This window comes from Stenotrophomonas sp. SAU14A_NAIMI4_8 (genome assembly GCF_003086695.1).
GTDB lineage: Bacteria > Pseudomonadota > Gammaproteobacteria > Xanthomonadales > Xanthomonadaceae > Stenotrophomonas.
Map to the genome: position 1 here is coordinate 3,127,397 of NZ_CP025999.1, position 22,491 is coordinate 3,149,887.

The window sequence follows — 22,491 nt, forward strand, 5'->3', positions numbered from 1 at the left end:
CCTTCGCCACGCATGAGCCTGATCCCGCCCTTGACCGAACGCCTGGACCGCCTGTTGCCGCAGACCCAATGTGGCCAATGCGGCTTTGATGGCTGCCGCCCGTACGCGCAGGCCATGGCCCGTGGCGACGCCGGCGTGGACCGCTGCCCGCCTGGCGGCGATGCCGGGGCGCGCGCACTGGCACAGGTGCTGGGCGTAGCTGCCGTGCCGTTCGACCGCACGCGCGGCGCGCACAAGCCACCGCAGGTGGCGGTGATCGTGGAAGCGGACTGCATCGGCTGCACCAAATGCATCCAGGCCTGCCCGGTGGATGCGATCGTCGGCGGCGCCAAGTACATGCACACCGTCATTGCCGACCTGTGCACCGGCTGCGAGCTGTGCATTCCGCCGTGCCCGGTGGACTGCATCGATCTGCAGCTTTTGTAAGGGGTCAGATCCCTTTTCGTAGAAAAGGGCTCTGACCCCATTCCGCGAAGCTAGTCGCAATCGACCCACACCGCCGCGCCCCACGTCCGCGCAAGCACGACACTTGTCGCAGATTGCCCGCTCGGTCGAGGCGCTTGCGGCGCAGCGGCATGGCAACCATCAACCCGATGCAACACTGCCGCAAGCGTCCTGCTGCGAAGTGGAATGCAACGATTCTGATGGGCATTCGGCCGCAGCACGGCTATAGATGGCGTGCCACTGATAACGAGTGGCCGGGTCTCGAAAACCCGCGACGTAAGACGTTGTTCACGCTTGCCAGCCGGCGTCACATTGCGTGGCGCCGGCTGGCAATCCGTCTGCCGGCTATGGCGGGCGGAGCGTGGGGGTCTTCGCGCCCACCGGTTTCGTCTTGCGTCCCGGTTTTCGAGCCACGTCTCCGTCCGCCACCCTCACGTGGCGGCTACCGAATGCCTTGCACGGAGCACTGCCATGAAGACACCCGACATTTCCCACCTGCACGCGCGCACCGCGCCCGCCCCTGGCGATGCGGCAGACACCTGCAACCCCAACACCCTGGCGGCGACCCTGCGCGCCATCGGCCACGGCAGCGCCGCCGATGGCCAACCCTGGCCCGAGCACGCCCAACAACCGGGCCGGCAACGCGCCCTGGCCGACGCCGACTGCGCCCTGGCCGGGCTGCGCGTGGTGCAGGAAATCATGCTGGCCGCCGAACGCACCCGCCAGAACGGCGAGGTGCAGGAACACGTCGGCGACCGTGTGATGGAAGGCCTGATGCTGGCCTCTATCGGCCTGTGCGCGCAGGCCAGTGCGCAGCTGCAGCCACGCTAGTTGAAGGGGTCAGAGCCCTTTCCTGCGGAAAGGGATCTGACCCCAGCAGGATTACGGCACGGACGGGGTCAGATCCCTTTTCGCAGAAAAGGGCGCTGACCCTGAACAGCGTTACGGCACGGCCGCCGTGATCACGATCTCGACCTTCCACTCGGCGTGCGCCAGCTTGGCCTCGAACGTGGCGCGGGCCGGGGTTGCGCCTTCAACCACCCACTCATCCCACGCCTTGTTCATGCCGTCGAAATCGGCGATGTCGGCCAGGAACACTTCCGCACGCAGCACGTGCTGGCGGTCGCTGGCCACCAGTGCCAGCAGCTTGTCGATCTCGGCCAGCACCTGCCGGGTCTGCCCCGTGATGTCCTGGCTGGTGTCTTCCGGAATCTGGCCGGAAAGGTAGGCGACCTTGTTGTGCACGGTCATTTCGGACATACGCGGTCCGACGTCGTAACGCTCCATCATGGGCGTGGCTCCTGCGGGTGGACAGACCTGCATTCTCACCCACCCGGCGTGCGAAGTGTGTGCCCGGCGCGGCCACTGCATCCGGCCAGCCTGCGCACAGTCCGGCGCTGGTCAAACGGCGGCGACAGGCGCACGATGCGCCACGCTGCGTTGACACCGCCCTCGCCCCCACTGACGCACCCTTGCGCCGATGACCGCCCCCACCGATTCCACGCCCTCCGCCGCTTCCACCTGGAAACGCGTCGCCACCATCGTCATCCCGCTGCTGATCCTGGCCCTGGCCCTGCATGGGCTGGCCAACGAGTTCGACGAGAACGGCTACCGCGCCATCCGCCACGCGTTCCAGAACCTCAGCCTGGGCCAGATCGCGCTGACCGTGCTGCTGGGCCTGGCCAGCTATGCCTGCCTGATCGGCTTCGATGCCATCGGCCTGCGCCGCAGCGGCATCCGCGTGCATCCGGCCCGCATCGGCATCACCGCCTTCCTGGCCCACACCCTGGGCCAGACCGTGGGCTTTGCCGCACTGACCGGCGGCGCGGTGCGGCTGCGCGGCTACCGCAGCGCCGGCCTGGACCTGGCGCAGATCGGCCAAGTGGTGTTGATGAGCACGCTGGGCTTCGTGTTCGGTGCGTGGCTGCTGATGGGCCTGGCCCTGTGCATGGAACCGGCCGCGGCAGCGCTGGCCCTGCCGCTGGACCCGACCGCCGTGCGCGTGGTCGGCATCGTCGCCTTGGCGGCCTACGCGCTGACCGTGCTGCTGGTCGGCCGCCATGGCCGTACCTTCCAGATATTCGGCCATGGCCTGTGGCTGCCCGACCGCCGCACCATGCTGGGGGTGACCGCACTGAGCGTGGTGGAACTGGTGCTGGCCAGTGCCGCCTTCTACGTGCTGCTGCCCGACTCCACCCCCACCGGCCTGCCCGGCTTCGTCGGCCTGTATCTGGTGGCAGTGCTGGCCGGGCTGGTGTCCACGGTGCCGGCCGGTTTGGGCGTGTTCGAATGGAGCCTGCTGAAGCTGCTGCCGCAGGTGGCCCCGGCCGCCGTGCTGGCCGCCGCGCTGATCTACCGCGTGACCTATTACGTGCTGCCGCTGCTGCTGGCCACCCTGCTGGCCCTCGCGCCGGCGTTGCGCCAGCCGTTCAAGGCCGGCGCCGGTGCCACCCGTGCCGGCTGGCATGCCCTGCGCCCGTGGCTGCCGCAGATCATCGCGCTGGCCGCCTTCAGCGTGGGCGCGGCGCTGGTGATCGACGGCACCCTGCCCACGCCGCGCCGGCACCTGCTGAACGCCTCGCTGCCGATCCTGGAAACCTCGCACCTGATCGGCAGCCTGACCGGCGTGGCCCTGCTGCTGATCGGCCAGGGCCTGGCCCGGCGCAGCCATGCGGCCTGGATGCTGGCCATGGCGATCTGCGTGATCACCCCACTGCCGATCTGGCTGCGCGGTGGCCAGCCGCTGATCGCACTCTCTGCGCTGCTGGTGGCGATGGCCCTGTGGGCGGCGCGCCGCGAGTTCTACCGCCAGGGCGCACTGCTGGACGAGGCCTGGTCGTGGCCGTGGCTGCGCAACCTGGGCCTGGTGCTGGTGGCGGTCACCTGGCTGCTGTTCTTCACCTACAGCCACGTGGAATACCAGAACGAGCTGTGGTGGCAGTTCGCGTTGTCCGGCAATGCACCGCGCGCCCTGCGTGCGCTGCTGGTAGTGGCCATCGCGCTGGTGATCTTCGGCCTGGCACGACTGCTGCACAGCACCCGCACGCCGCTGCCGGCGGCCGACGATGCCACCCTGCAGGCACTGGCCCCGGTGCTGGCTGGCGCCACCGACACCCAGGCCTGCCTGGTGCTGACCGCCGACAAGGCGGTGCTGCGCGACGAAGCCCAGCAGGGCTTCGTGATGATGCAGCGCTACGGCGGTTCGTTGATCGCGATGGGCGACCCGGTCGGCCCGCCCGAGGTGGCCCGCGCCTTGATCTGGCGCTTCCGCGAAGAAGCCGACCGGCTGGGCCTGCGCCCGGTGTTCTACCAGGTGGGTGAGGCCTATTGGCAGACCTATCTGGACCTGGGCCTGGGCTTGGTGAAGCTGGGCGAAGAAGCAATGGTGCCGCTGCATGATTTCGGCCTGGAAGGGCGCGAGCGTGCCGACCTGCGCCAGGCCTGGAACCGTGGCAAGCGCGGCGGCCTCAGCTTCCGGGTGGCGCCGGTGGAGGAAATCCCTGCCCTGCTGCCGCGCCTGCAGGCCATTTCCAACACCTGGCTGGAAGACAAGGCCGGCGATGAGAAGGGCTTCTCGCTGGGCAGTTTCGACCCGGCCTATCTGGCGCGCTTCCCGATCGCCCTGGTCGAAGCCGAAGGCCAGATCGTGGCCTTCGCCAACCTGTGGCAGGCACCGGCGGGTGCTGAGCTGTCGGTGGACCTGATGCGCCATGTGAACGAGGCGCCGAAGGGCACGATGGATTTCCTGTTCATCGAGCTGTTCCTGTGGGGCCGTGCACAAGGCTATGCGCGCTTCTCGCTGGGCATGGCGCCGCTGTCCGGGCTGGCCCAGCACCGTCTGGCCGGGCGCTGGAACCGGCTGGCCGGGCTGCTGGCGCGGCACGGCGAGCGCTTCTATGGGTTCAGCGGCCTGCGCCGCTTCAAGTCGAAGTTCGCCCCGCAGTGGCGGCCGCGTTATCTGGCCGCGCCGGGTGGCATGCACCTGCCGGCGGCGCTGCTCGATGCCACCCGGTTGATTTCGCTGGACCCGCGGCGCGGGTGACCGTGCAGGTTTTGCGCCGGGCCATGCCCGGCGAACGCCAGAGGCTTTACGCGCCGCCCTTCAAAATCACCTCGGCCACGCGATCGTAATCGCCGCCGAAATGGTGGTCGCCCGGCAGCTTCACTTTCTGCACGCCATCGTTGGCGGGCAGGTCCGGGCACAGCGCATCGGCATCTTTTTCGCCGAACACGCACAGCGTTTTCGCTGCCGGCAGCCGTGCGATTTCAGGCGCGATCGGCAGGCCATCGCCACCGCCGCCCAGCCAGTTGCTGACGTGGAATTCGAAATCGGCCTTGCGCCCCACCGACAGCAGGGCGATGCGCTGCACGCGCGCGCGGGTTGCGGCGTCCAGCTGGTTGATGCTGGCCGGCAGCACGTCGGCGCCCTGCGAGAAACCGATCAGCATCACCTTGTCGCGGTGCCACTGCTGGCGGTAGTGCTCGATGATCTTCTGCAGATCCGCGGCGAACCCCTGTGGGGTGCGCGCGGTCCAGAAGTAGCGCAGCGAATCCAGGCCGACCACCGACACGCCGTGCTCGGCCAGCGACTCGGCCACGTTCTTGTCCAGGCCCGCCCAGCCGCCGTCGCCGGAAACGAACACCGCCAGGGTGTCCCCGTCACCGCGCGCGGGCACTTCCACCACCGGCAGGCCCTTCAGCGCATCGGGCGGCGGCGCCAGGCTCACCCCGGCCTGCGCACCCATCACCCGTGCCGCCGCCACCAGCCCTGGCGTGGCATCGCCGGCGGTAGTGCGCTTGAAGCCACGGGCCATGGCCACCTGCTGCACGAAGGCATCGGCATGGCCGGCCTTGCAGCCCGCGCCGCCATCGGCGTTCAACCACGGCAGATTCAACTCTGCCGGTTGCAGGCGGCCGTGCTTCACCCCGTCGCCGCAGACCATGCGCTCGTGGCTGTGGTCGGGGCAGAAACCGCTGGTCAGCAGGCCGGCGAACACCTGGGTATCGGCCTGTGCGGCCAGGCTGTAGGCCAGCTCGGCGCCTTCACCATCACCACCGACCAACGGCAGGTGGTAGCCGGGCAGATGCAGGTAGGCCTGCACCCAGCGCGAGAAGTTCTCCACGTCGCCCGCGCCGAAGGCGCAGCTGCTGTTGCCCTCGCGCTTGAGCACACCGCGCAGGTGGTCCACGTCGACCGACGCCACCAGCGCACCATCGGCGCGCAGGGCCTCGATCGGCGCGGCGGCGGCCGGCGCGGCAGACGGTTGGTGGAACCAGATCACCACGCGCTTGGGCGCACCGCCCGGTGAATGCACCGGCACCTGCTCAAAGCGGCCGTGGCTGACCTGCTGCACATCGGCGGCTGCCGATCCCGCCGCCAGCGCCAACACCAGTCCCATCGCCCTGCACAGCCCTGCACGCGTCATGTCACATCCCCGTTGGAATGCGCACACGATACGCTGCCGGCGCGTGCACGGCATGTACCGGCGTGGGCGGTTCAGCCGGCGCTGGCGATGCGTGCGCGGCGGTACAGCGACACCGCCAGGTGCAGCAGCCAACCGACGATGACCGCGATCACGATCTTCTGCCCCAGCCCGCGCGGTGGGCCATCGCGCCACAGCACGTGCATCCACAGCAGCACGAACGCCAGCCACGCCCACGCCCATAGCAGCGCCGCACTGCGTTGCCAGCCCGGTTCGCGGCGCAGGTACCAGGCCTGCAGCAGCATGGCCACGCTGGCACACAGGAACGCGGTGTTGGCGGCCAGCCCATGCACCAGCGGCGCGATCAGCGGCGCCAGCTGCGGCAGCCAGCTGTCACCGATCGCCACGGTGGCCAGGCCCAGCGCCGCCACGGTGAACAGCAAGGGGGCGGCGGCACTGCGGCGCGGCCCGCGGCTGCCGCGGTACAGGGCAATGCCCAGCAGCGCGATGGCCAGCGCCAGCAGGCAGTAGGCGGTGCGCAGGGCCAGCCCCCACGGGCCATGCAGGTACAGGCTCAGCGTTGCCCGCACCCAGTCCAGGTCGGCGCGCGCGAACTGCGTCCACAGTGCGGTTGCCACGAACAGCAGCAGCGCCACCAGGGCCAACAGCGCTGCGGGACGGGCCCGGCTCACGGCGCCTCCTGCGGGTGCCGTGCCTGCCATTCGGCCAGGGCCTTGCGGTAACGCTGCAGTTCTTCCGAATACAGGTCCAGCACGCACAACGGGCAGCCGCTGCCGCAGCACTCGTTGGGGCCGGGTTCTTCCGGCGGCAGCGGGCGCGGGTCGGGATCGGGCACGGGATCGGTCACAGGCAGATCAGACAGGACAGGAAACACCGCGCCAGTGTAACGGCCCCGCTCAGCGTTCCAGGTGCCGGCGCAGGTTGGCCCGCGCCGCAGCGTCCAGACGCGCATGGAAGAAATCGCTCAGGAAGATGCGCGGCGCACGCAACAGCCCCTGCAGGAAGCGACGGCGACCGGCACGGTACAGGAAGCCGGGCACGACACCCCGGTACTCTTCGGCCACGCCACGGTCGTAGGCATCGAACACCTCGGCCGGGGCGCCCAGGATGGCCATGTCGCAGTCCAGGAACAGCGCGGCCTCGGCGTCCACCTCATCGGGCCCCAGCGCACCGTGGCGTGCGGTCAGCAGGATCAGCTGTTCCACCCGCGCGGCATCCACCTGCGCAAAAGCAGGCACATCGGCAATGGCCTGCACGGCCAACTGCGCCGAACGGGCCTCGTTGTCCTTGCGCCCGGCCTGGTACACCGCATCGTGGTACAGCACGGCCAGGTAGACCTCGGCCGGCTGCTGCCAGCCCGGGCCGTCGGCCACCTGCTGGCAGTGCTGCAGCACCGCGCGCACGTGGCCGAAGTGGTGGTAGGCGCGCGGTGGCGTGGCATAGGCCGCTTCAAGCGCCTGCCACTGCGCCGGCGCCAGCGGAACGGGGGCGAAGTCCATGTAACGATGATCCCGCCGACGCGCGGCCAGAGCAAGCTGGTCAGTTTTTCACCACGCACTCACAACGCTTGCCCGGCAAGCGCTGGCGGCGGTTGTCCACAGCTTTGTGAAGCGCTGGTCCACATCCTCTGTGGATCAACGCTTGTGCCGACGGACGGTGTGCGCCCGGTCGGGGCCCCCGATCTACACTGCCGGCAGGCGGAAGCGTCCGCCGTCGTGCAGGAACTGCTCATGCACCTGCTTGCCGCTTGCAGCCTGGCCGTGCTGCTGGGAATCGCTCCGTCCCTGGCGGCGCAGGGCCAGGCCGCGCCCACCGCCCCCGCCCCGGCGCCTGCGCTGGCCGCCCTGGAGACAACATCCACGCCGGTGCCCACGCCCGAGCAGGTGCTGGCCATCCCCGCGCCGCTGCGGCAGATGCTGCAGCAGCAGGTGATCAACCGTTCGCGCTCGCGCGACCAGCGCGCGCAGGCCCTGGTCGACATGATCTTTTCGCAGCGCGGCCTGGACCTGCAGTACGACGCCAACGCCACCTACACCCTTGCCGAAATCTGGCAGCAACGCCGGGCCAACTGCCTGGCCTTCACCCTGCTGTTCGTGACCCTGGCGCGCGAGGCCGGCATCCAGGCACGCGTGCAGCAGGTGGACCGGGTGGTGTCCTGGTACCAGGACCAGGACCAGGGCGTGGTCTACAGCGTGGGCCACGTGAACGCGTCCATCGTGGTGGACGGGCGCAGCGGCACGGTCGATCTGGACCGCAACGTGCTCTACGACCGCCGCGGCCCGCAACCGATCAGCACCGCGCGGGCGCTGGCCCACTTCTACAACAACCGCGGCGCCGAACGCATGGCCAGCAACGATGGCGCCGGCGCGCAGGCGTTCTTCGCGGCGGCGCTGCAGCAGGACCCGGGATTCGCCTCCACCTGGAACAACGTCGGTGTGCTGGCCAGCCGCCGTGGCGACCTGGTCGCCGCGCGCATGGCCCTGGAAACCGCGCTGCGGCTCAAGCCCCGGCATGACGCCGCGCTGGCCAACGCCAGTGCGCTGTACGAGCGCATGGGCATGACCGCGCAGGCGCACGCCCTGCAGCAGGTGCTGCACGAGGTGCAGCGCGAAGATCCGTTCGTGCAGTACATGCTGGGGGCGCAGGCCGAGCGCAGTGGCAACCTGGCCGAGGCGATCCGTTACTACCGGCGTGCCGTGCGCCTGTACGACAGTGCGCACCAGTTCCATTTCGGGCTGGCCCGCGCCTACTTCCGCAGCGGGCAGGTACAGCGGGCCGACCGCGAACTGCTGCGTGCCCAGCAACTGGGCGGGGCGCCCGAGCAGGCGCGTTACCAGGCCAAGCTGGACAGCCTGGCCCGCTGGCGCGCGCAGCAGCAGGCGCGGCGCTGAAGCGCGTCAGGCCTTTTTCAGGAAGCAGGTCTTCAGCACCAGCCCCTTGATCTTGTCCGAATTGCCTTCGATGTGTTCGGCATCGTCCTCGACCAGGCGGATGTTGCGGATCACCGTGCCCTGCTTCAGTGGAATGGAAGACCCCTTCACCTTCAGGTCCTTGATCACGGTGACCGTATCGCCGCTCTGCAGCGTGTTGCCGTTGCTGTCACGCACCACCAGCCCCGCACCACTGGCCTCTTCGGCGGTCCACTCGAAGCCGCAGTCGGCGCAGATCCACAGCGCGCCATCGGCATAGGTGTTTTCCAGGGTGCACTGCGGGCAAGCGGGAGCGGACGACATCAGCAAGTACCTCAAAATGAATCAACAGCCGCCATTGTAACCGGCACGCCTGTGCTCCGATTTTTGTCGCGCGCGCGGCGCTTTGATTGATCTCGCTGGGGCGGGGGGGTGGGCTCTGCTTTTTGCTGCCGCGGCGCAGGGAACTGTCACGGCGGCGTGGGGAGGGGCGGACGGGACCGTAGGCGCCAAGGGCCCGAGGCATGCCTCGGGCGGGTTGGGCAGGACGCCCAACCCCGGTCTTGCCGTGTGCGCAGGACAGCGCACGCGTGCAAGGCGCCTACGAGCTACATGGACGTATTTACCGCGTGTCCCGGCCGCCCCTCCCCGCGCCGCCCGAGCGGAGCAGGCAGGCGCTGAAACCCAACCGAAGCCGACTGAAACTTGCAGGACGCGCCGAACTGCAGCAGAGTGCGCGGCCCCCGCCTGTCCCCCGGATTTCCCATGCGCCTCGGCATCGACTTTGGTACCAGCAACTCCGCCGCCGCGATCGTCCGCGATGGCCAGCTGCTGCCGATCCGCTTCGGCGACGCCGAACAGTTCCGCACCAGCGTCTACTTCCCCGGCGTGGTGCCCGACCCGGACGATTTCCAGCTCGATGCCGGGCAGGAACACCAGCTGCAGCAGATGATCGACAGCGCCGCCCGCGCGGCCCGTGCTGCCGGCCAGGAACGCACGCCGCAGGCCCTGCGCCGCGAAGCCCTGCGTGCCCTGCGCCGCGAATGGATGGAAGCCCGCGCCGGACAGGAACGCAGCGCCAGCGACCTGCTGCAGAACGCGGTCTACGGCGACGAGGCGCTGGAAGCCTATTTCGAGGAACACGAAGGCAACCTGGTGCAGAGCCCGAAGTCGATGCTGGGCTACAACCTGCACCCGCGCGCGAAGCAGACCATCACCGGTATCGCCGCACACATCCTGGAACATATCCGCCTGACCGCCAGCGCCCAGCTGGGCCAGCCGCTGCGCGCCGCCCTGCTTGGCCGCCCGGTGCAGTTCCGCAGCTCCATCGGCGATGCCGGCAACGCACAGGCGCTGGACATCCTGCGCGAGGCCGCCAGCCAGGCCGGCTTCGACCAGATCGATTTCCTGGAAGAACCCGCTGCCGCCGCCATGCATTACCACGCCGAAAGCCGCGAGCGGCACCAGGCCGTGATCGTCGATATCGGCGGCGGCACCACCGACATCGCCCACGCCGAGGTGGGCGGCGACGCCGCACCGCGCATCCACCGCGCCTGGGGCATCGCCCGCGGCGGTACCGATATCGACCTGGCACTGAGCCTGTCCAGCTACATGCCGCTGTTCGGCCGCGGCATCACCCGCGTGCCCGCCCACCACTACGTGGAAGCGGCCACGGTGCAGGACATGACCCGCCAGCGCGAGTTCCGCCTGCACAAGTACGACCACGTGGACGCGCCCTGGGGCGACCGCCTGCAGGCACTGCAGGACACCGGCAACACCGCCCGCCTGTACCGCGACGTGGAACGCGCCAAGATCGCCCTGAGCAGCAGCCCGCAACACCGCAGCACGCTGGACTACATTGCCCGCGACCTGCATGCCGACACCAGCGCCGAAGGCCTGACCGCTGCCGCGCACGGCTACCTGGAACAGATCCGGGCCCTGCTGGCGCAGGTCCGTAGCGATATCGGCGGCGATCCGGACGCGGTGTTCCTGACCGGCGGCATGTCCCGCGCCGGCTACCTGCGCCAGGCCGCGGCCGACGCCTTCCCCGGTGCCCGCATGGTGCATGGCGAGCCCTCGCTGGGCGTGGTGCAGGGGCTGGCGCTGGCGGCAGCCAGCCGGGATTAACAAAACGTTACGCGAACTTTGCTACCCTCGGTAGGCTTGATAGGGCTCTACCTTCCGCCGGCTGCGCCGGTGTGTGTCCCCGGGTAGGGCCCGGCCCGCGCAGCGGGCCTTGCGGCCATGCCTTCTGGCTCGTTCATGGTCCGCGTACTACCCGAGCCGCCATCGAGACCCGCTTTGGGCACCCGCCTGGCCCCTGTGGCCGCACAACCTGAAGAAGCACCTGCACCCATCGACTGCCGCCGTTGTGATGCGGTCTGTTGCCGGTTGCCCGTGCTGTTGCAGGGGGGCGACAACGTGCCCCGCCAGTATACCTCGCGCGACAGGCACGGCCGTGCCGTGATGGCGCGCAATGATGAAGGCTGGTGCGCGGCGATCGATCCCTATCACCTGCGCTGCACGATCTATTCGCAGCGCCCGGCGATCTGCCGCCAGTTTGCGATGGGCGGCGATGACTGCCGCCGCGAGCGGCAGGACTACCTGCGCCAGGCCGATGCCTGGGCGCTTTCCTCCCCTTCCACCTGACAGGAGCAACCATGCCCCGCAAGGCAAAGACCCCCGCGAAGGCTACCAACAGCATCCGCAGCGAACGCAAGGGCGCGGCCGCCAGCACCACGGTCAGCAGCGATTCGATTGCGTCCGATCTGGCCGCGTTCCGCAAGAGCGGTGGCAAGATCGAAGTACTGGGCACCACCTGGGCGCTGAAGAAAGCCAGCTGACCCACCCTGACCGCGGCGGCGCTGCCGCCGCGGCCTGCCGGGCCGGCTCAACGGTCCAGACGGACCTGCACGCTGCCCGAGTGCGACTGCACGCGGATATCTCCATCACCACTGCCCAAGCGGGTATCCAGATGGCTGCCCGGGCCGTAGCGTGGGCGTTCCACGCTGCCCGCATCGCTGTTGATCGCGCCGCTGAAGCTGTTCACTGACAGCTGCGCCGACACCGTACGCGGCAGCCGCAGGCTGACCGACGCACTTACCGATTCCACGCTGATACGGCCGCCCGGCGCCAGGGCAGACGCCGACAGATCGATGCCGCCGGACACCGTTTCCACGGCCAAACGCTGGATGCGGCCGGCATCCACCCCGACCCTGCCCGACACGGTCTGCGCACCGATGTCGCCGGCCACGCCGCCACCGGCCTGGATCTGCCCGCTGACCGTGTTCACGTCCAGGCGCGGCGTCTGCAGCCGTGCAGTCACATTACCGCTGACCGAATTGAGCTTGCTGTCGGCGCTGCGCCCGGCCGCACTCAGGTTGCCGCTCACCGTGTCGGCCTGCAGCCTGCGCACATCGATGCCACTGATGTCCTGGTCGGCACTGACCGTGCTGAGCAGCAGCTCGGACGAGCGCGGAACGTTCAACACCAGGGTGGCACCACCATTGTTGCTGCGCCGTGGGTATTCCACTTCCCAGCGCACGCGGTTGGCGCTTTTTTCCTGGCGCAGCTGCAGGCCGTCGCTGAGGCTGCCGGTCAGCTGCACATCGTTGCGGTCCCAGCCGCGCACCGTGACCTTGCCGGCCACGTTGCTCAGTTCAATACGGCCACCACTGGCCAGGGCGTGGCGTTCGTCCACGCGGGTGTCGGCCAGCGCCAACGTTGGCAACAGCAGCAGGGCAGCAGACAGGGGAAGCAAGGCTCGCATCGGGAATCTCCTCAGGTTGTCAGTCCGGCCGCGGCCTGTGCCGCCTGCCGGGTCAGTTCCAGCCGCAGCGCGTAGGTGCGCCGCAGTTGTGCCAATAGATGAGCAGCGCGCGGGTCCTGCGCCATGGCGGCGCGGATCTGCACCACGCTGCGGTCCAGTTCCTGCAGCGCCGGCTGCCATTCCGGCGCACGCGCTGCCGGCAACGACGCCACCGCCTGCTGGTACTGCGCGGCCATGGCATTGGCCTGCAGCTGCAGCCCGCCGGGTGCCGGCGCCTGCACGGCGTCATGCCGCCACGGGGCCACCGCGAACAGCGCCAGGCCTGCGGCCAGCGCCGCGCCCAGCGGCAGCCAGGCGCGACGCAGCGGACGGCGTCGCAGCGCCACTATGACGGTCGGCGCGGTGGTCGCCTGCACAGCCTCGCGTGGCGGCAACCGTGCCGACAGCCGCGCCCAGCCATCGGCAGGCGGAATGCGCTGCTGCGGCAGGTCGCGCAGCCGCGCCAGCAGGTCGTGATCGGGGTCGGGTGTGGTCATGTCATGTCTCCCAGCCGCGCACGCAGCAGGCCGCGCGCGCGATGCAACTGTGCCTTGGAACTGCCGACGGCCATCTGCAGTTGTTCGGCGATTTCGTGGTGTTTCCAGCCTTCGATATCGTGCAGCACCAGCACCGCACGGGCCCGCGGTGGCAGTGTTGCCAATGCCCGTTCCAGATCACGCTCGGTGCCGGCGCAGCGGTCATGCACGGCCAGCTCCTGCAGGCCGCCTTCCATGTCGTCCAGGCTGTGGTGGTCCTGCCCGCCAGCGCGCACGCGCAGTTCCATCAGCGCGGCATTCACCCCCAGCCGGTGCAGCCAGGTGGCCAGGCTGCTTTCAAAGCGGAAACCCGGCAATGCCTTCCAGGCCTGCAGGAAGGCTTCCTGCAACGCGTCTTCGGCCCGCGCCTGCTGCCCGCCGCACAGCCGCCACAGCACGGCGAACAGGCGCGGCGCGTGGCTGCGGTACAAGCACTCATAGGCCACGGTGTCGCCGGCCGCAGCCGCCCGGATCAACGCGGGCTCATCGGGCGCATCAGCGGCGGCAGGTGGCGGTGGCATGGTGGTGTCGAGCATAGCGCTTGGATGCAGCGCCCCAGCAAAAGGTTTAGACGGCCCGCGGCCGCTTCGGCATGCAACCTTTTCGGCCGCCGCTGCATCCATGCCTGCATCCCCCCCGCGTGGCCGCAGGCCCGGAGCCCCCATGTCCGCCACCCACTGTGCTGCGCTGCTGGCCATCGCAATCTGCATGGCGCAGCAGGGCCTGGGCCTGTCGCTGCAGTGGCACGGCGAGGCCCACGGCGCATGCCTGCAGCGGCACCGCCAGGCACTGGTCTGCGTGCAGTGGCCGCCTGCAGTCGAAACGCCACCGCGCGCCGGGTAACATCGGGCGTTGTTCTCCGCTACCCGCTGTCGCCCCATGATGTTGTCACTGAAGGATCACCTGCCGGCCTGGACCCACCCGTGGCTGCACGACATCGGCGTCGGCCTGCAGATCCTGGCCACGCTGCTGGCCGCCTGGTTGCTGCGATTGCTGGCGCGGCGTCTGATCCGGCGCTTTTCCGAGCACTACACCCTGCCGCAGGAAATGGCGATGGGTGCGCGGCGGATTAGCAGCTTCGTGGTGTATTTCAGCGCCCTGCTGTACATCCTCAGCCTGCTGGGTGCATCGCCTTCGGTGCTGTGGACCGCGTTCACCGGCTTTGCGGCGGTGGGTGCCGTGGCCTTCTTCGCGGCCTGGAGCGTGCTGTCCAACATCTTCTGCACGTTGCTGATCTTCACCACCCGCCCGTTCCGCCTGCACGATTACATCGAAGTGCTGGAGAACGGCGAGAAGCCCGGCCTGAAGGGTCGGGTGATCGACGTGAACCTGATCTACACCACGCTGCAGGAAACCGGCGATGGCCACCAGGGCACGGTGCTGCAGCTGCCCAACAACCTGTTCTTCCAGCGCACGGTGCGCCGCTGGCGCGACCCGTCGCAGGCCCCCGGCGGCATCCAGGGCGACGGCTGAGGGGGTTTTCTCTGCAGGGCTTGCAGCCCTGCACCTGCTACGAGCAACGGCAACGGCAACGGCAACGGCAAAAGCTTGCATTCCGTGGGATGGCGGGGTGGGTCCGGTTGCGGGGGGCGCTGCAAGTACGTCCATGTAAGCTTGGCCGCGGCATCCATGCCGCGGACACCCCCGCAACCGGACCCACCCCGCCTTCGACAGTTTCCCGCGATCTTTTGGATCGGCGTTCTGCTCTGGTGGGTGTCGACCTTGGTCGACACGCGTGAATTCATTCGGTATCTGACAGATGTGTCGACCAAGGTCGACACCCACCAACAGCCACGCATGCCGCGATGGCCAGTAGAGCCACGCCATGCGTGGATGCGTTTCGAATTCAATCCGAAATTCTCGATTCCCACAGGGATCAATCCACGCATGGCGTGGATCTACTGTGTCGACCAAGGTCGACACCTACCAACAGCCGCGCATGCCGCGATGGCCAGTAGATACACGCCATGCGTGGATGCGTTTCGAATTCCATTCGAAATTTTCGATTCCCACAGAGATCAATCCACGCATGGCGTGGATCTACTGTGTCGACCAAGGTCGACACCTACCAACCGCCGCGCATGTGCCGCGATGGCTAGTAGAGCCACGCCATGCGTGGATGCATTTCGAACTCAATCCGAAATTTTCGATTCCCACAGGGATCAATCCACGCATGGCGTGGATCTACTGTGTCGATCAAGGTCGACACCTACCAACAGCCGCGCATGCCGCGATGGCAAGTAGAGCCACGCCATGCGTGGATGCGTTTCGAATTCCATTCGAAATTTTCGATTCCCACAGAGATCAATCCACGCATGGCGTGGATCTACTGTGTCGACCAAGGTCGACACCTACCAACCGCCGCGCATGTGCCGCGATGGCTAGTAGAGCCACGCCATGCGTGGATGCATTTCGAATTCAATCCGAAATTTTCGATTCCCACAGGGATCAATCCACGCATGGCGTGGATCTACTGTGTCGACCAAGGTCGACACCTACCAACCGCCGCGCATGTGCCGCGATGGCAAGTAGAGCCACGCCATGCGTGGATGCGTTTCGAATTCAATCCGAAATTTTCGATTCCCACAGAGATCCATCCACGCATGGCGTGGATCCCCCGCCGATCGCGGGAATCTGTCAGAGGTGGGGCGGTGTCGGATTGCGGGGTGTCAGCCGCATGGATGCGGCTGCCAAGCCTACACGGACGTACTTGCGGCGTCCCCGCAATCCGACACCGCCCCGCCATCCCACGGAATGCCGCTTTTGACGTTGACGTTGACGTTGACGTTGCATTGAGCAGGTGCAGGGCGCAGCCCTGCAAAAACCCCTTTCACCGAAGCTGGCTGTCCTTGCTGCCGCGGCGGTTGTAACCGGCGTGTGCCTGTTCTTCATCGTCCAGCGCCTGCTGGCACGCCACGCACAGGCGAACACCGGGCACGGCCTGGCGCCGCGCCAGCGGAATCGGCGCGTCGCATTCTTCACAGTGTTCCAGACCCGGCCCCTGGCGCAGCTGGCGCCGCGCACGGGCAATGGCATCGTCAACGGTGGCGTCGATCTGGTCCTGGACCGCGCCGTCGCCCGCCCAACCGGTGGCCATCACTCACCTCCGCAACTGTCAGGTATTCCCCTGATATGGGGACCTTACCCGTAACTGCAATCGGCAGCACCGGGCCCTGCCCGGCGTGCTGGCGACCGGTTCAGCCGCGCCTTACCAGACCAGGTCGTCCGGCACCTGGAACTGGGCGTAGTAGGCGTCGTCCTCGGCGTTGCCGGTGGAAATCTCGGCGGTCGAGCCGGGCTGGCCGTGGTCGACGATGATCGCCTCGGGCGCACGCTCGCGCACCTTCTCGGCGGCCGCACGCGGCAGCAGGGCGTAGCCTTCGCCGTGGGCGACGATGACCAGCACGCCCACCGACAGCGCCTTGCGCAGCTTGGGGTCGATCAGCAGCGTGCGGATCGCCGCGCCATCGCTGAAGCGGTACTCGTCATCACCCTTGTGCGGCACCGCGTGGGCCGTGATGATCTGCTTGGCCTGCGCCTTCTGTTCAGCCTGGCGGGCCTGGGCATTGCGCTCGGCCGCCAGCGCGCGGTCGCGTTCGACCTTCTCGGCGCGCGCGCGTTCAGCTTCGCGCTGCACCTCGGCCGAGGCCGATTCCGCCTTGCCCTGCCGCGCCTTGGCCTGTTCACGCGCGGCAGCACTGGCCTGCGACTTCTTGGCCAGGCCGGCCTTGAGCAATTGTTCCTGCAGCGCGTTGGGCTTTGCCATGGTCGGTCGGTACCGCGTGTAATCTTGGAAGCCCCATTCTACCGACGCCCCGCCGCCCCTGCATGGCTGTCCTGAAGTACCTCACCGGTTATCCCGAGCCTCTGGTGGCCCAGGTCAGCGAACTGCTGGCCCAGGGCAAGCTCGGCCCCTGGCTGCAGCAGCGCTACCCCGATCCGCACGAGGTGCGCAGCGACCGCCAGTTGTACGACTACACCCAGGAACTGAAGGACCGCTACCTGCGCAAGTCGGTGCCGCTCAACAAGGTCTGCTACGACAACACCCTGGAAGTGATCAAGCACGCGCTGGGCACGCATACCGCCATCTCCCGCGTGCACGGCGGTCGCCTCAAGGCCAGTCGCGAGATCCGCATCGCCACCGTGTTCCGCCAGGCTCCGGCCGCGTTCCTGCGCATGATCGTGGTGCATGAGCTGGCGCACCTGAAGGAAGCCGACCACAACAAGGCCTTCTACCAGCTGTGCCAGCACATGGAGCCGGATTACCTGCAGCTGGAGTTCGATACCCGCCTGTACCTGACCGAGCTGGCCAACCGCAGCCAGCGCTGACCGGCCGCAGCAGCTACACTGCGCGCCCCCTGACCGACCTGCCCGCCATGGAACCGATCCGCCTCGACAAACGCCTGTCCGCCCTGCTCGGCATCCCGCGCGGAGAAGCGCGGCGCTATGTGGAAGGTGGCTGGGTGACCGTGAACGGCAAAGTGGTGGAACAGCCGCAGCGCCCGGTGGATGAGGACGCGGTGATCGTGGTGGCCGAACAGGCCAGCGATGAAAAAGCCGAGCGGGTCAGCATGCTGCTGCACAAGCCGGCGGGCATGGCGGCCGAGGCATTGTGCGCACTGGTCAGCAGCGCGACGCGCAGCGAACTGGATGCCAGCGGCACCCGCGCCCTGCAGCGCCACTTCCACGGCCTGCAACTGGCCGCCGCACTGCCGGCCGCCGACAGCGGTCTGGTGGTGGTCAGCCAGGACCCGGCCACGCTGGCCCACCTGCAGCGCAACCTGGGCCGCACCGAGCAGGAATACCTGGTGGACGTGGCCGAAGGCGGCCCCGAACGTGGCCCGTGGCTGATGGCGCGCCTGCAGCAGGAAGCCGGCGGGCCCAAGGTCAGCTGGCAGAGCGAGCAACGCCTGCGGTTTGCCGGCAAGGGCCTGACCGCCAAAGGCCTGCGCGTGGCGGTGACTGCTGCCGGGCTGCAGGTGACGGCGGTGCGCCGGCTGCGCATCGGCCGCGTGGCGCTGGGGCCGCTGGTGCCGGGGCAGTGGCGCTACCTGGGCAGCGACGAGCGGTTCTGACCCCACAAAGCGCCATCCACGCATGGCGTGACCATGCCCAGAACGCCATCCACGCAGGGCGTGGATCTACTAGCCACGGGGTCGGATCCCTTGCCGCAGGCAAGGGCTCTGACCCCACAAAGCGCCATCCACGCATGGCGTGACCGTGCCCAGAACGCCATCCACGCAGGGCGTGACCGCGCCCAGAACGCCATCCACGCAGGGCGTGACCGCGCCCAGAACGCCATCCACGCAGGGCGTGGATCCACTAGCATGGTGGCATGAGACTGCTGCGTATCGTCGCCATCATCGTTGCTGCGCTGGTGCTGCTGGTGTTGTCGGGCCTGCTGCTGGCCGACCATCTCACCCCCAGCGCGCGCGGGCGCGCATCGCAGGTGCTGCCACTGCAGCCTGCGCAGACCGCGATCGATCGCCAGCTGGCGCCGCTGCTGGCCGCCCACCCCGGCCAGTCCGGCGTGGCCTTCCTCAGCGATGGACTGGATGCCTTCGCCGCGCGCGCGGTCATCACCGAACAGGCCGGCCGCAGCCTGGACCTGCAGTACTACATCTGGCACGACGACCGGGTGGGCCACCTGATGGCCAAGGCGCTGCACGACGCCGCCGTGCGCGGCGTGCGCGTGCGCCTGCTGCTGGATGACATGAATGCCAAGGACAAGGACGCGCTGATGCTGGCGCTCGATGCGCACCCGAACATCGAGATCCGCCTGTACAACCCGTTCCGCAACCGCAGCGGCATCGCCCGTACGCTGGAACTGGTGCAACGCGCCTTCAGCGTGAACCACCGCATGCACAACAAGAGCTGGATCGCCGATGGCCGCGTGGCAATCGTCGGCGGCCGCAACATCGGCGAGGAATACTTCAGCGCGCGCGACGATGTGAACTTCCAGGACCTGGACCTGGTCGTGGCCGGCCCCGCGGTGCAGCAGGCCAGCGCCATCTTCGATGCGTACTGGAACAGCGACGCCGCCGTTCCGATCAGCGCGCTGGCGCACTACAGCCAGGCGCAGCTGCGCGTTCTACTGCAGCAGTCCGACCGCGATGCGCTGCATGACAGCAGCCGTCCCTACCTGCAGCGCGTGGCCAGCTCGCGAGCGCTGCGCCAGCCCGGCCCCGAGCCCCTGCACTGGAGCGCCCAGGTGCGCATCCTGTCCGACCCGCCGATGAAACACCGCGACGATGCACGCGAGGGTTGGCTGGTGACCGCGCTGGCCGCGCAGTTGCAGTCCGCCCAGCACGGCGCGCTGCTGGTTTCGCCCTACTTCGTGCCCGGTGCCGAAGGCCTGCAGGGTCTTTCGGCCATGGCCGCACGCGGTGTGCAGGTGGGCGTGGTGACCAACTCGCTGGCCGCCAACGATGTGGCTGCGGTGCACGGCGGCTACATGGGCTACCGGGTACCGCTGCTGCAGGCCGGCGTGCAGGTGTACGAACTGAAGGCACACGGCGAACCGGGCGACAGCAGCCTGTTCGGCAGCAGCGGCGCCAGCCTGCATACCAAGGCCTTCGTCATCGACGACCGGCGCGGCTTTGTCGGCTCGTTCAATCTCGACCCGCGCTCGGCCTACCTCAACACGGAAATGGGCGTGCTGTTCGACGACCCGGTGCTGGGCGCGCGCCTGCGCCAGGAGTACCTGCGGCTGGCCGACCCGCAGCACAGCTGGTGGCTGGCGCTGGGCGCTGGCAACGAGCTGCGCTGGCTGGAACGGCAGCCGCCGCCGCACTGGGTGGGGCGCGAGCCCGGCAGTTCGCTGGGCAAGCGCTGGACCGCGCGGGTGATCAGCTGGCTGCCGGTGGAATCGCAGCTGTAGCGCTTACGGTACGGGCGTCTCACCGTCCTCGGCGCCGGCTTCCTCCAGCGTTTCCACCGCGCGCCCGTGCAGCCGTCGCCAGATCCAGCGCAGCGCGTGGGGCGGTGCCGAAGGCAGCTGTTCCAGCAGGGCCTGCATGCGTACCTGGCTGCCATGGCCATGCCGGCACAGCAGGCTGGCCGCGGCCGCCGCGCTGCCCAGGCGAAGGCTGTCTGCCAGCGGCCCCTGCGCATCGGCGGCCAGCGCCTGGTGCACCGGTTCGGGCAGGTCCCAGGCGGCGGCCACGCGTTGCGCCAGCGGCAAGGACCAGCGCTGCAGCAGGTCCAGTGCCAGCGCCGCATCCACCGTGCTGCCGCGGCCCTGCGCTTCCTGCAGCACCTGCCGCATCACCAGCGCCGCCCCCAGCCCCTGCACCAGCCCCAGCCACTGCGCGGCGAACGCATCGCCGAAGGTGACCGTGCGGGCGTGGTCGGCTGCGGCGCGCGAGGCCAGCAGCGCGTGTTCCCAGATGATCGTGCTGAACTGCGGGAAGACGTCGCACTGCACCTGCATGACCGGCTGTACCAGCACGGCACTGATGATCTGCCGCACCCCTTCGGTACCGACCAGTGTGACCGCGCGCTGCAGGCTTTCCACCGGCCGCTCGTGCACCTTGTAGGCCGGGCTGTTGGCAATGCGCAGCAGGTTGCCGGTCAGTACCGGGTCCTGGCCAATGATGGCGGCCATCACCCGCGCCGACGCGGCATCGTCGTTGACGGTCTGGATCAGCTGCGGCAGCAGTTGCGGGCGGCGCGGCAGCTGCCGGGTGGCCCAGTCGCGGTCCTGCAGGGCGCGGTCCACCGCCTCGGCCAGCGGCGAGCTGCCCTCGCCCGCCGGTTCGCCCACCAGATGCGGGGACAGCGCCAGCGCATGCAGGCTGCGCTGCAGGTGCGCGGCGACATCGTCGGCGGCCAGCGGCTCGCCCTGCAGGGGACCGGCGGCCGGGCGGACATGCGATTCGGCCCGGCGCACCGGTGTGGTCGCGCGCCTGCCCGCCAGCCACGCCGTCATGGCCTGCCACCAGACCGGCCTCACCGGCGCCCGCCGTGTTGTTGCACTGCTGCTGCCACTGCCTGCACCCGCGCCTTCTTCACATTCGGCGACCTGCCGTCGTCGCAGCATCGGCCGCGCTTTCATCTTCTTTAATGCCGCCGCCCCGGCCGTGCACGGCATCGGCCGGGCGAATGGACTAGAATGGCGCCGCGCGACCCGTCCCCCAGCCATGACGACGTCGCTTTTTTTGTTTTGGGACCCTACCGTTCATTGGCAGTTCGCTGCAGTTCGCCGCTGATCGCGCCATCGGAGACGCCATGCTATTCGAAACCCTCGCCACCACCGGTCATGAGCAGGTGGTGTTCTGCCACAGCCAGGATGCCGGCCTGAAGGCGATCATCGCCATTCACAACACCACCTTGGGCCCGGCCCTGGGCGGCGTGCGCATGCGCCCCTACGCCAGCACCGACGAGGCCTTGAACGACGTGCTGCGGCTCAGCCGCACCATGACCTACAAGAACGCCCTGGCTGGCCTGAACGTGGGCGGCGGCAAGGCGGTGATCATCGGCGACCCGAAGGTGGACAAGACCGAGGTGCTGTTCCGCGCGTTCGGCCGCTACGTCGACTCCCTGGGCGGCCGCTACATCACCGCCGAAGATGTCGGCACCGATGTGAACGACATGGAGAACATCTACCTGGAAAGCCAGTTCGTGACCGGCGTGCACCAGGTCCATGGCGGTTCCGGCGACCCGGCCCCGTTCACCGCCTATGGCGCGCTGCAGGCGCTGATGGCGGCGCTGCGCTTCAAGTTCGGCCACGAAGAAGTGGGCAAGACCAGCATTGCCGTGCAGGGCCTGGGCCACATCGGCATGGAACTGGTGAAGCTGCTGCGCGACCGCGGCGCCAAGCTCTACGTGACCGACCTGGACAGCGCGCTGGTGGATCGTGCGGTCAGCGATTTCGGCGCCGAAGCGGTCAAGCCCGACGAGATCCACGAAGTGAACGCCGACGTGTTCGCCCCGTGTGCGCTGGAAGGGGCGATCAACGCCGACACCCTGCCGCGGATCAAGGCGAAGATCATCTGCGGCACCGCCAACAACCAGCTGTCCAGCCTGGACATCGGCGATGAGCTGCATGCCCGCGGCATCCTGTACGCACCGGATTACGCGGTGAACGCCGGCGGCGTGATGAATGTGTCGCTGGAGATCGACGGCTACAACCGCGAGCGGGCGATGCGCCTGATCCGCAGCATCTACCACAACCTGACGCGCATCTTCGAACTGTCGCAGCGCGAGAACATCGCGCCGCAGCGCGCGGCCGACCGCATTGCCGAGACGCGCATCCAGTCCATCGGCAAGCTGAAGATGCCGCTGGGCCGCAGCACCCCGCGCCTGGGCAACCTGCGCGGCGGTTGATCGGCGCTGGCCACGCCCGGCAG

General features: G+C 68.6%; 25 protein-coding genes. 13 read left to right on the top strand and 12 right to left on the bottom strand.

What is annotated here, in order from left to right:
* The first annotated feature begins 12 nt into the window (after positions 1–12).
* Positions 13–426 (top strand): Rnf electron transport complex subunit RnfB, encoded by a 414-nt coding sequence (rnfB, locus tag C1930_RS14340; protein ID WP_108756841.1) that lies wholly within the window; start codon positions 13–15, stop codon positions 424–426.
* Between the two features lie 489 nt (positions 427–915).
* Entirely contained in the window at positions 916–1,275 is a 360-nt protein-coding gene (locus C1930_RS14345; protein ID WP_108772025.1) for a hypothetical protein, read from the top strand.
* A gap of 111 nt (positions 1,276–1,386) precedes the next feature.
* On the opposite strand, the gene C1930_RS14350 is transcribed toward C1930_RS14345, so the two are convergent.
* Positions 1,387–1,734, bottom strand: coding sequence for a RidA family protein (locus tag C1930_RS14350; RefSeq protein WP_108750666.1), 348 nt, complete (start codon positions 1,732–1,734; stop codon positions 1,387–1,389).
* A gap of 190 nt (positions 1,735–1,924) precedes the next feature.
* Here C1930_RS14350 and mprF point away from each other — a divergent pair, with 190 nt between their 5' ends.
* Positions 1,925–4,486 carry a bifunctional lysylphosphatidylglycerol flippase/synthetase MprF gene (gene mprF, locus C1930_RS14355; protein WP_108756843.1) on the top strand — a complete coding sequence of 854 codons (2,562 nt, stop codon included), beginning with the start codon at positions 1,925–1,927 and terminating at the stop codon, positions 4,484–4,486.
* 46 nt (positions 4,487–4,532) lie between these two features.
* Here mprF and C1930_RS14360 read toward each other — a convergent pair whose 3' ends face one another.
* The 4 genes from C1930_RS14360 to C1930_RS14375 form a co-directional block, all read right to left on the bottom strand.
* Positions 4,533–5,870, bottom strand: coding sequence for an AcvB/VirJ family lysyl-phosphatidylglycerol hydrolase (locus C1930_RS14360; protein WP_234412828.1), 1,338 nt, complete (start codon positions 5,868–5,870; stop codon positions 4,533–4,535).
* A 71-nt stretch (positions 5,871–5,941) separates the two neighbouring features.
* Positions 5,942–6,559, bottom strand: coding sequence for a DUF998 domain-containing protein (locus tag C1930_RS14365; RefSeq protein ID WP_108753771.1), 618 nt, complete (start codon positions 6,557–6,559; stop codon positions 5,942–5,944).
* Complete coding sequence (locus tag C1930_RS14370) at positions 6,556–6,735, bottom strand: oxidoreductase-like domain-containing protein (protein ID WP_108756846.1); 180 nt, start codon at positions 6,733–6,735, stop codon at positions 6,556–6,558. Before C1930_RS14370 ends, C1930_RS14365 begins: the two co-directional genes overlap by 4 nt.
* Positions 6,736–6,784: 49 nt before the next feature.
* Entirely contained in the window at positions 6,785–7,387 is a 603-nt protein-coding gene (locus C1930_RS14375) for a hypothetical protein (RefSeq protein ID WP_108756847.1), read from the bottom strand.
* Positions 7,388–7,618: 231 nt separating this feature from the next.
* On the opposite strand from C1930_RS14375, the gene C1930_RS14380 reads away from it, so the two are divergent.
* Positions 7,619–8,779 (top strand): transglutaminase-like domain-containing protein, encoded by a 1,161-nt coding sequence (locus C1930_RS14380; RefSeq protein WP_108772026.1) that lies wholly within the window; start codon positions 7,619–7,621, stop codon positions 8,777–8,779.
* Positions 8,780–8,785: 6 nt separating this feature from the next.
* Here C1930_RS14380 and C1930_RS14385 read toward each other — a convergent pair whose 3' ends face one another.
* Positions 8,786–9,121 carry a zinc ribbon domain-containing protein YjdM gene (locus tag C1930_RS14385; RefSeq protein WP_108751627.1) on the bottom strand — a complete coding sequence of 112 codons (336 nt, stop codon included), beginning with the start codon at positions 9,119–9,121 and terminating at the stop codon, positions 8,786–8,788.
* A gap of 441 nt (positions 9,122–9,562) precedes the next feature.
* Here C1930_RS14385 and C1930_RS14390 point away from each other — a divergent pair, with 441 nt between their 5' ends.
* From C1930_RS14390 to C1930_RS14400, 3 genes are all read left to right on the top strand, one after another.
* Positions 9,563–10,924: an Hsp70 family protein gene (locus tag C1930_RS14390; protein WP_108772027.1), complete on the top strand. Its 1,362-nt coding sequence runs from the start codon at positions 9,563–9,565 to the stop codon at positions 10,922–10,924.
* Between the two features lie 228 nt (positions 10,925–11,152).
* The gene (locus C1930_RS14395) at positions 11,153–11,446 is read left to right on the top strand and encodes a YkgJ family cysteine cluster protein (RefSeq protein ID WP_108772608.1); all 294 of its coding nucleotides are present in this window, start codon (positions 11,153–11,155) and stop codon (positions 11,444–11,446) included.
* 11 nt (positions 11,447–11,457) lie between these two features.
* Positions 11,458–11,640: a hypothetical protein gene (locus C1930_RS14400; protein ID WP_079222716.1), complete on the top strand. Its 183-nt coding sequence runs from the start codon at positions 11,458–11,460 to the stop codon at positions 11,638–11,640.
* Positions 11,641–11,687: 47 nt separating this feature from the next.
* Here the strand turns inward: C1930_RS14400 and C1930_RS14405 are convergent, their stop codons facing one another.
* The 3 genes from C1930_RS14405 to C1930_RS14415 are packed head-to-tail and all read right to left on the bottom strand — an operon-like array spanning position 11,688 to position 13,677.
* On the bottom strand, positions 11,688–12,566 hold the full coding sequence (locus C1930_RS14405) for a DUF4097 family beta strand repeat-containing protein (RefSeq protein WP_108772028.1): 879 nt from the start codon (positions 12,564–12,566) through the stop codon (positions 11,688–11,690).
* Between the two features lie 11 nt (positions 12,567–12,577).
* Positions 12,578–13,102 (bottom strand): hypothetical protein, encoded by a 525-nt coding sequence (locus C1930_RS14410; protein WP_108772029.1) that lies wholly within the window; start codon positions 13,100–13,102, stop codon positions 12,578–12,580.
* Positions 13,099–13,677 (bottom strand): sigma-70 family RNA polymerase sigma factor, encoded by a 579-nt coding sequence (locus C1930_RS14415; RefSeq protein WP_108753778.1) that lies wholly within the window; start codon positions 13,675–13,677, stop codon positions 13,099–13,101. Before C1930_RS14415 ends, C1930_RS14410 begins: the two co-directional genes overlap by 4 nt.
* A 127-nt stretch (positions 13,678–13,804) precedes the next feature.
* On the opposite strand from C1930_RS14415, the gene C1930_RS14420 reads away from it, so the two are divergent.
* The gene (locus tag C1930_RS14420; protein WP_108756851.1) at positions 13,805–13,984 is read left to right on the top strand and encodes a hypothetical protein; all 180 of its coding nucleotides are present in this window, start codon (positions 13,805–13,807) and stop codon (positions 13,982–13,984) included.
* Between the two features lie 36 nt (positions 13,985–14,020).
* Positions 14,021–14,614 carry a mechanosensitive ion channel family protein gene (locus C1930_RS14425; RefSeq protein ID WP_108753780.1) on the top strand — a complete coding sequence of 198 codons (594 nt, stop codon included), beginning with the start codon at positions 14,021–14,023 and terminating at the stop codon, positions 14,612–14,614.
* A 1,357-nt stretch (positions 14,615–15,971) separates the two neighbouring features.
* Here C1930_RS14425 and C1930_RS14440 read toward each other — a convergent pair.
* Together C1930_RS14440 and C1930_RS14445 are read right to left on the bottom strand one after the other, a co-directional pair.
* Positions 15,972–16,238 (bottom strand): DksA/TraR family C4-type zinc finger protein, encoded by a 267-nt coding sequence (locus tag C1930_RS14440; RefSeq protein WP_108750680.1) that lies wholly within the window; start codon positions 16,236–16,238, stop codon positions 15,972–15,974.
* Positions 16,239–16,349: 111 nt separating this feature from the next.
* Positions 16,350–16,907, bottom strand: coding sequence for a DUF2058 domain-containing protein (locus C1930_RS14445; protein WP_108750681.1), 558 nt, complete (start codon positions 16,905–16,907; stop codon positions 16,350–16,352).
* A 62-nt stretch (positions 16,908–16,969) separates the two neighbouring features.
* On the opposite strand from C1930_RS14445, the gene C1930_RS14450 reads away from it, so the two are divergent.
* The 3 genes from C1930_RS14450 (at position 16,970) to C1930_RS14460 (ending at position 20,021) form a co-directional block, all read left to right on the top strand.
* Positions 16,970–17,470 carry a M48 family metallopeptidase gene (locus C1930_RS14450; protein WP_108753782.1) on the top strand — a complete coding sequence of 167 codons (501 nt, stop codon included), beginning with the start codon at positions 16,970–16,972 and terminating at the stop codon, positions 17,468–17,470.
* A gap of 47 nt (positions 17,471–17,517) precedes the next feature.
* Positions 17,518–18,216 (top strand): RNA pseudouridine synthase, encoded by a 699-nt coding sequence (locus tag C1930_RS14455; protein WP_108772032.1) that lies wholly within the window; start codon positions 17,518–17,520, stop codon positions 18,214–18,216.
* 260 nt (positions 18,217–18,476) lie between these two features.
* Positions 18,477–20,021: a phospholipase D family protein gene (locus C1930_RS14460; RefSeq protein WP_108772033.1), complete on the top strand. Its 1,545-nt coding sequence runs from the start codon at positions 18,477–18,479 to the stop codon at positions 20,019–20,021.
* Between the two features lie 3 nt (positions 20,022–20,024).
* Here the strand turns inward: C1930_RS14460 and C1930_RS14465 are convergent, their stop codons facing one another.
* Complete coding sequence (locus C1930_RS14465) at positions 20,025–21,095, bottom strand: HDOD domain-containing protein (RefSeq protein ID WP_108756856.1); 1,071 nt, start codon at positions 21,093–21,095, stop codon at positions 20,025–20,027.
* A 275-nt stretch (positions 21,096–21,370) separates the two neighbouring features.
* Between C1930_RS14465 and C1930_RS14470 the strand changes: the two genes are divergently transcribed.
* Positions 21,371–22,468, top strand: a complete 1,098-nt coding sequence (locus tag C1930_RS14470; RefSeq protein ID WP_108772034.1) for a Glu/Leu/Phe/Val dehydrogenase dimerization domain-containing protein — start codon at positions 21,371–21,373, stop codon at positions 22,466–22,468.
* Positions 22,469–22,491 lie beyond the last annotated feature (23 nt).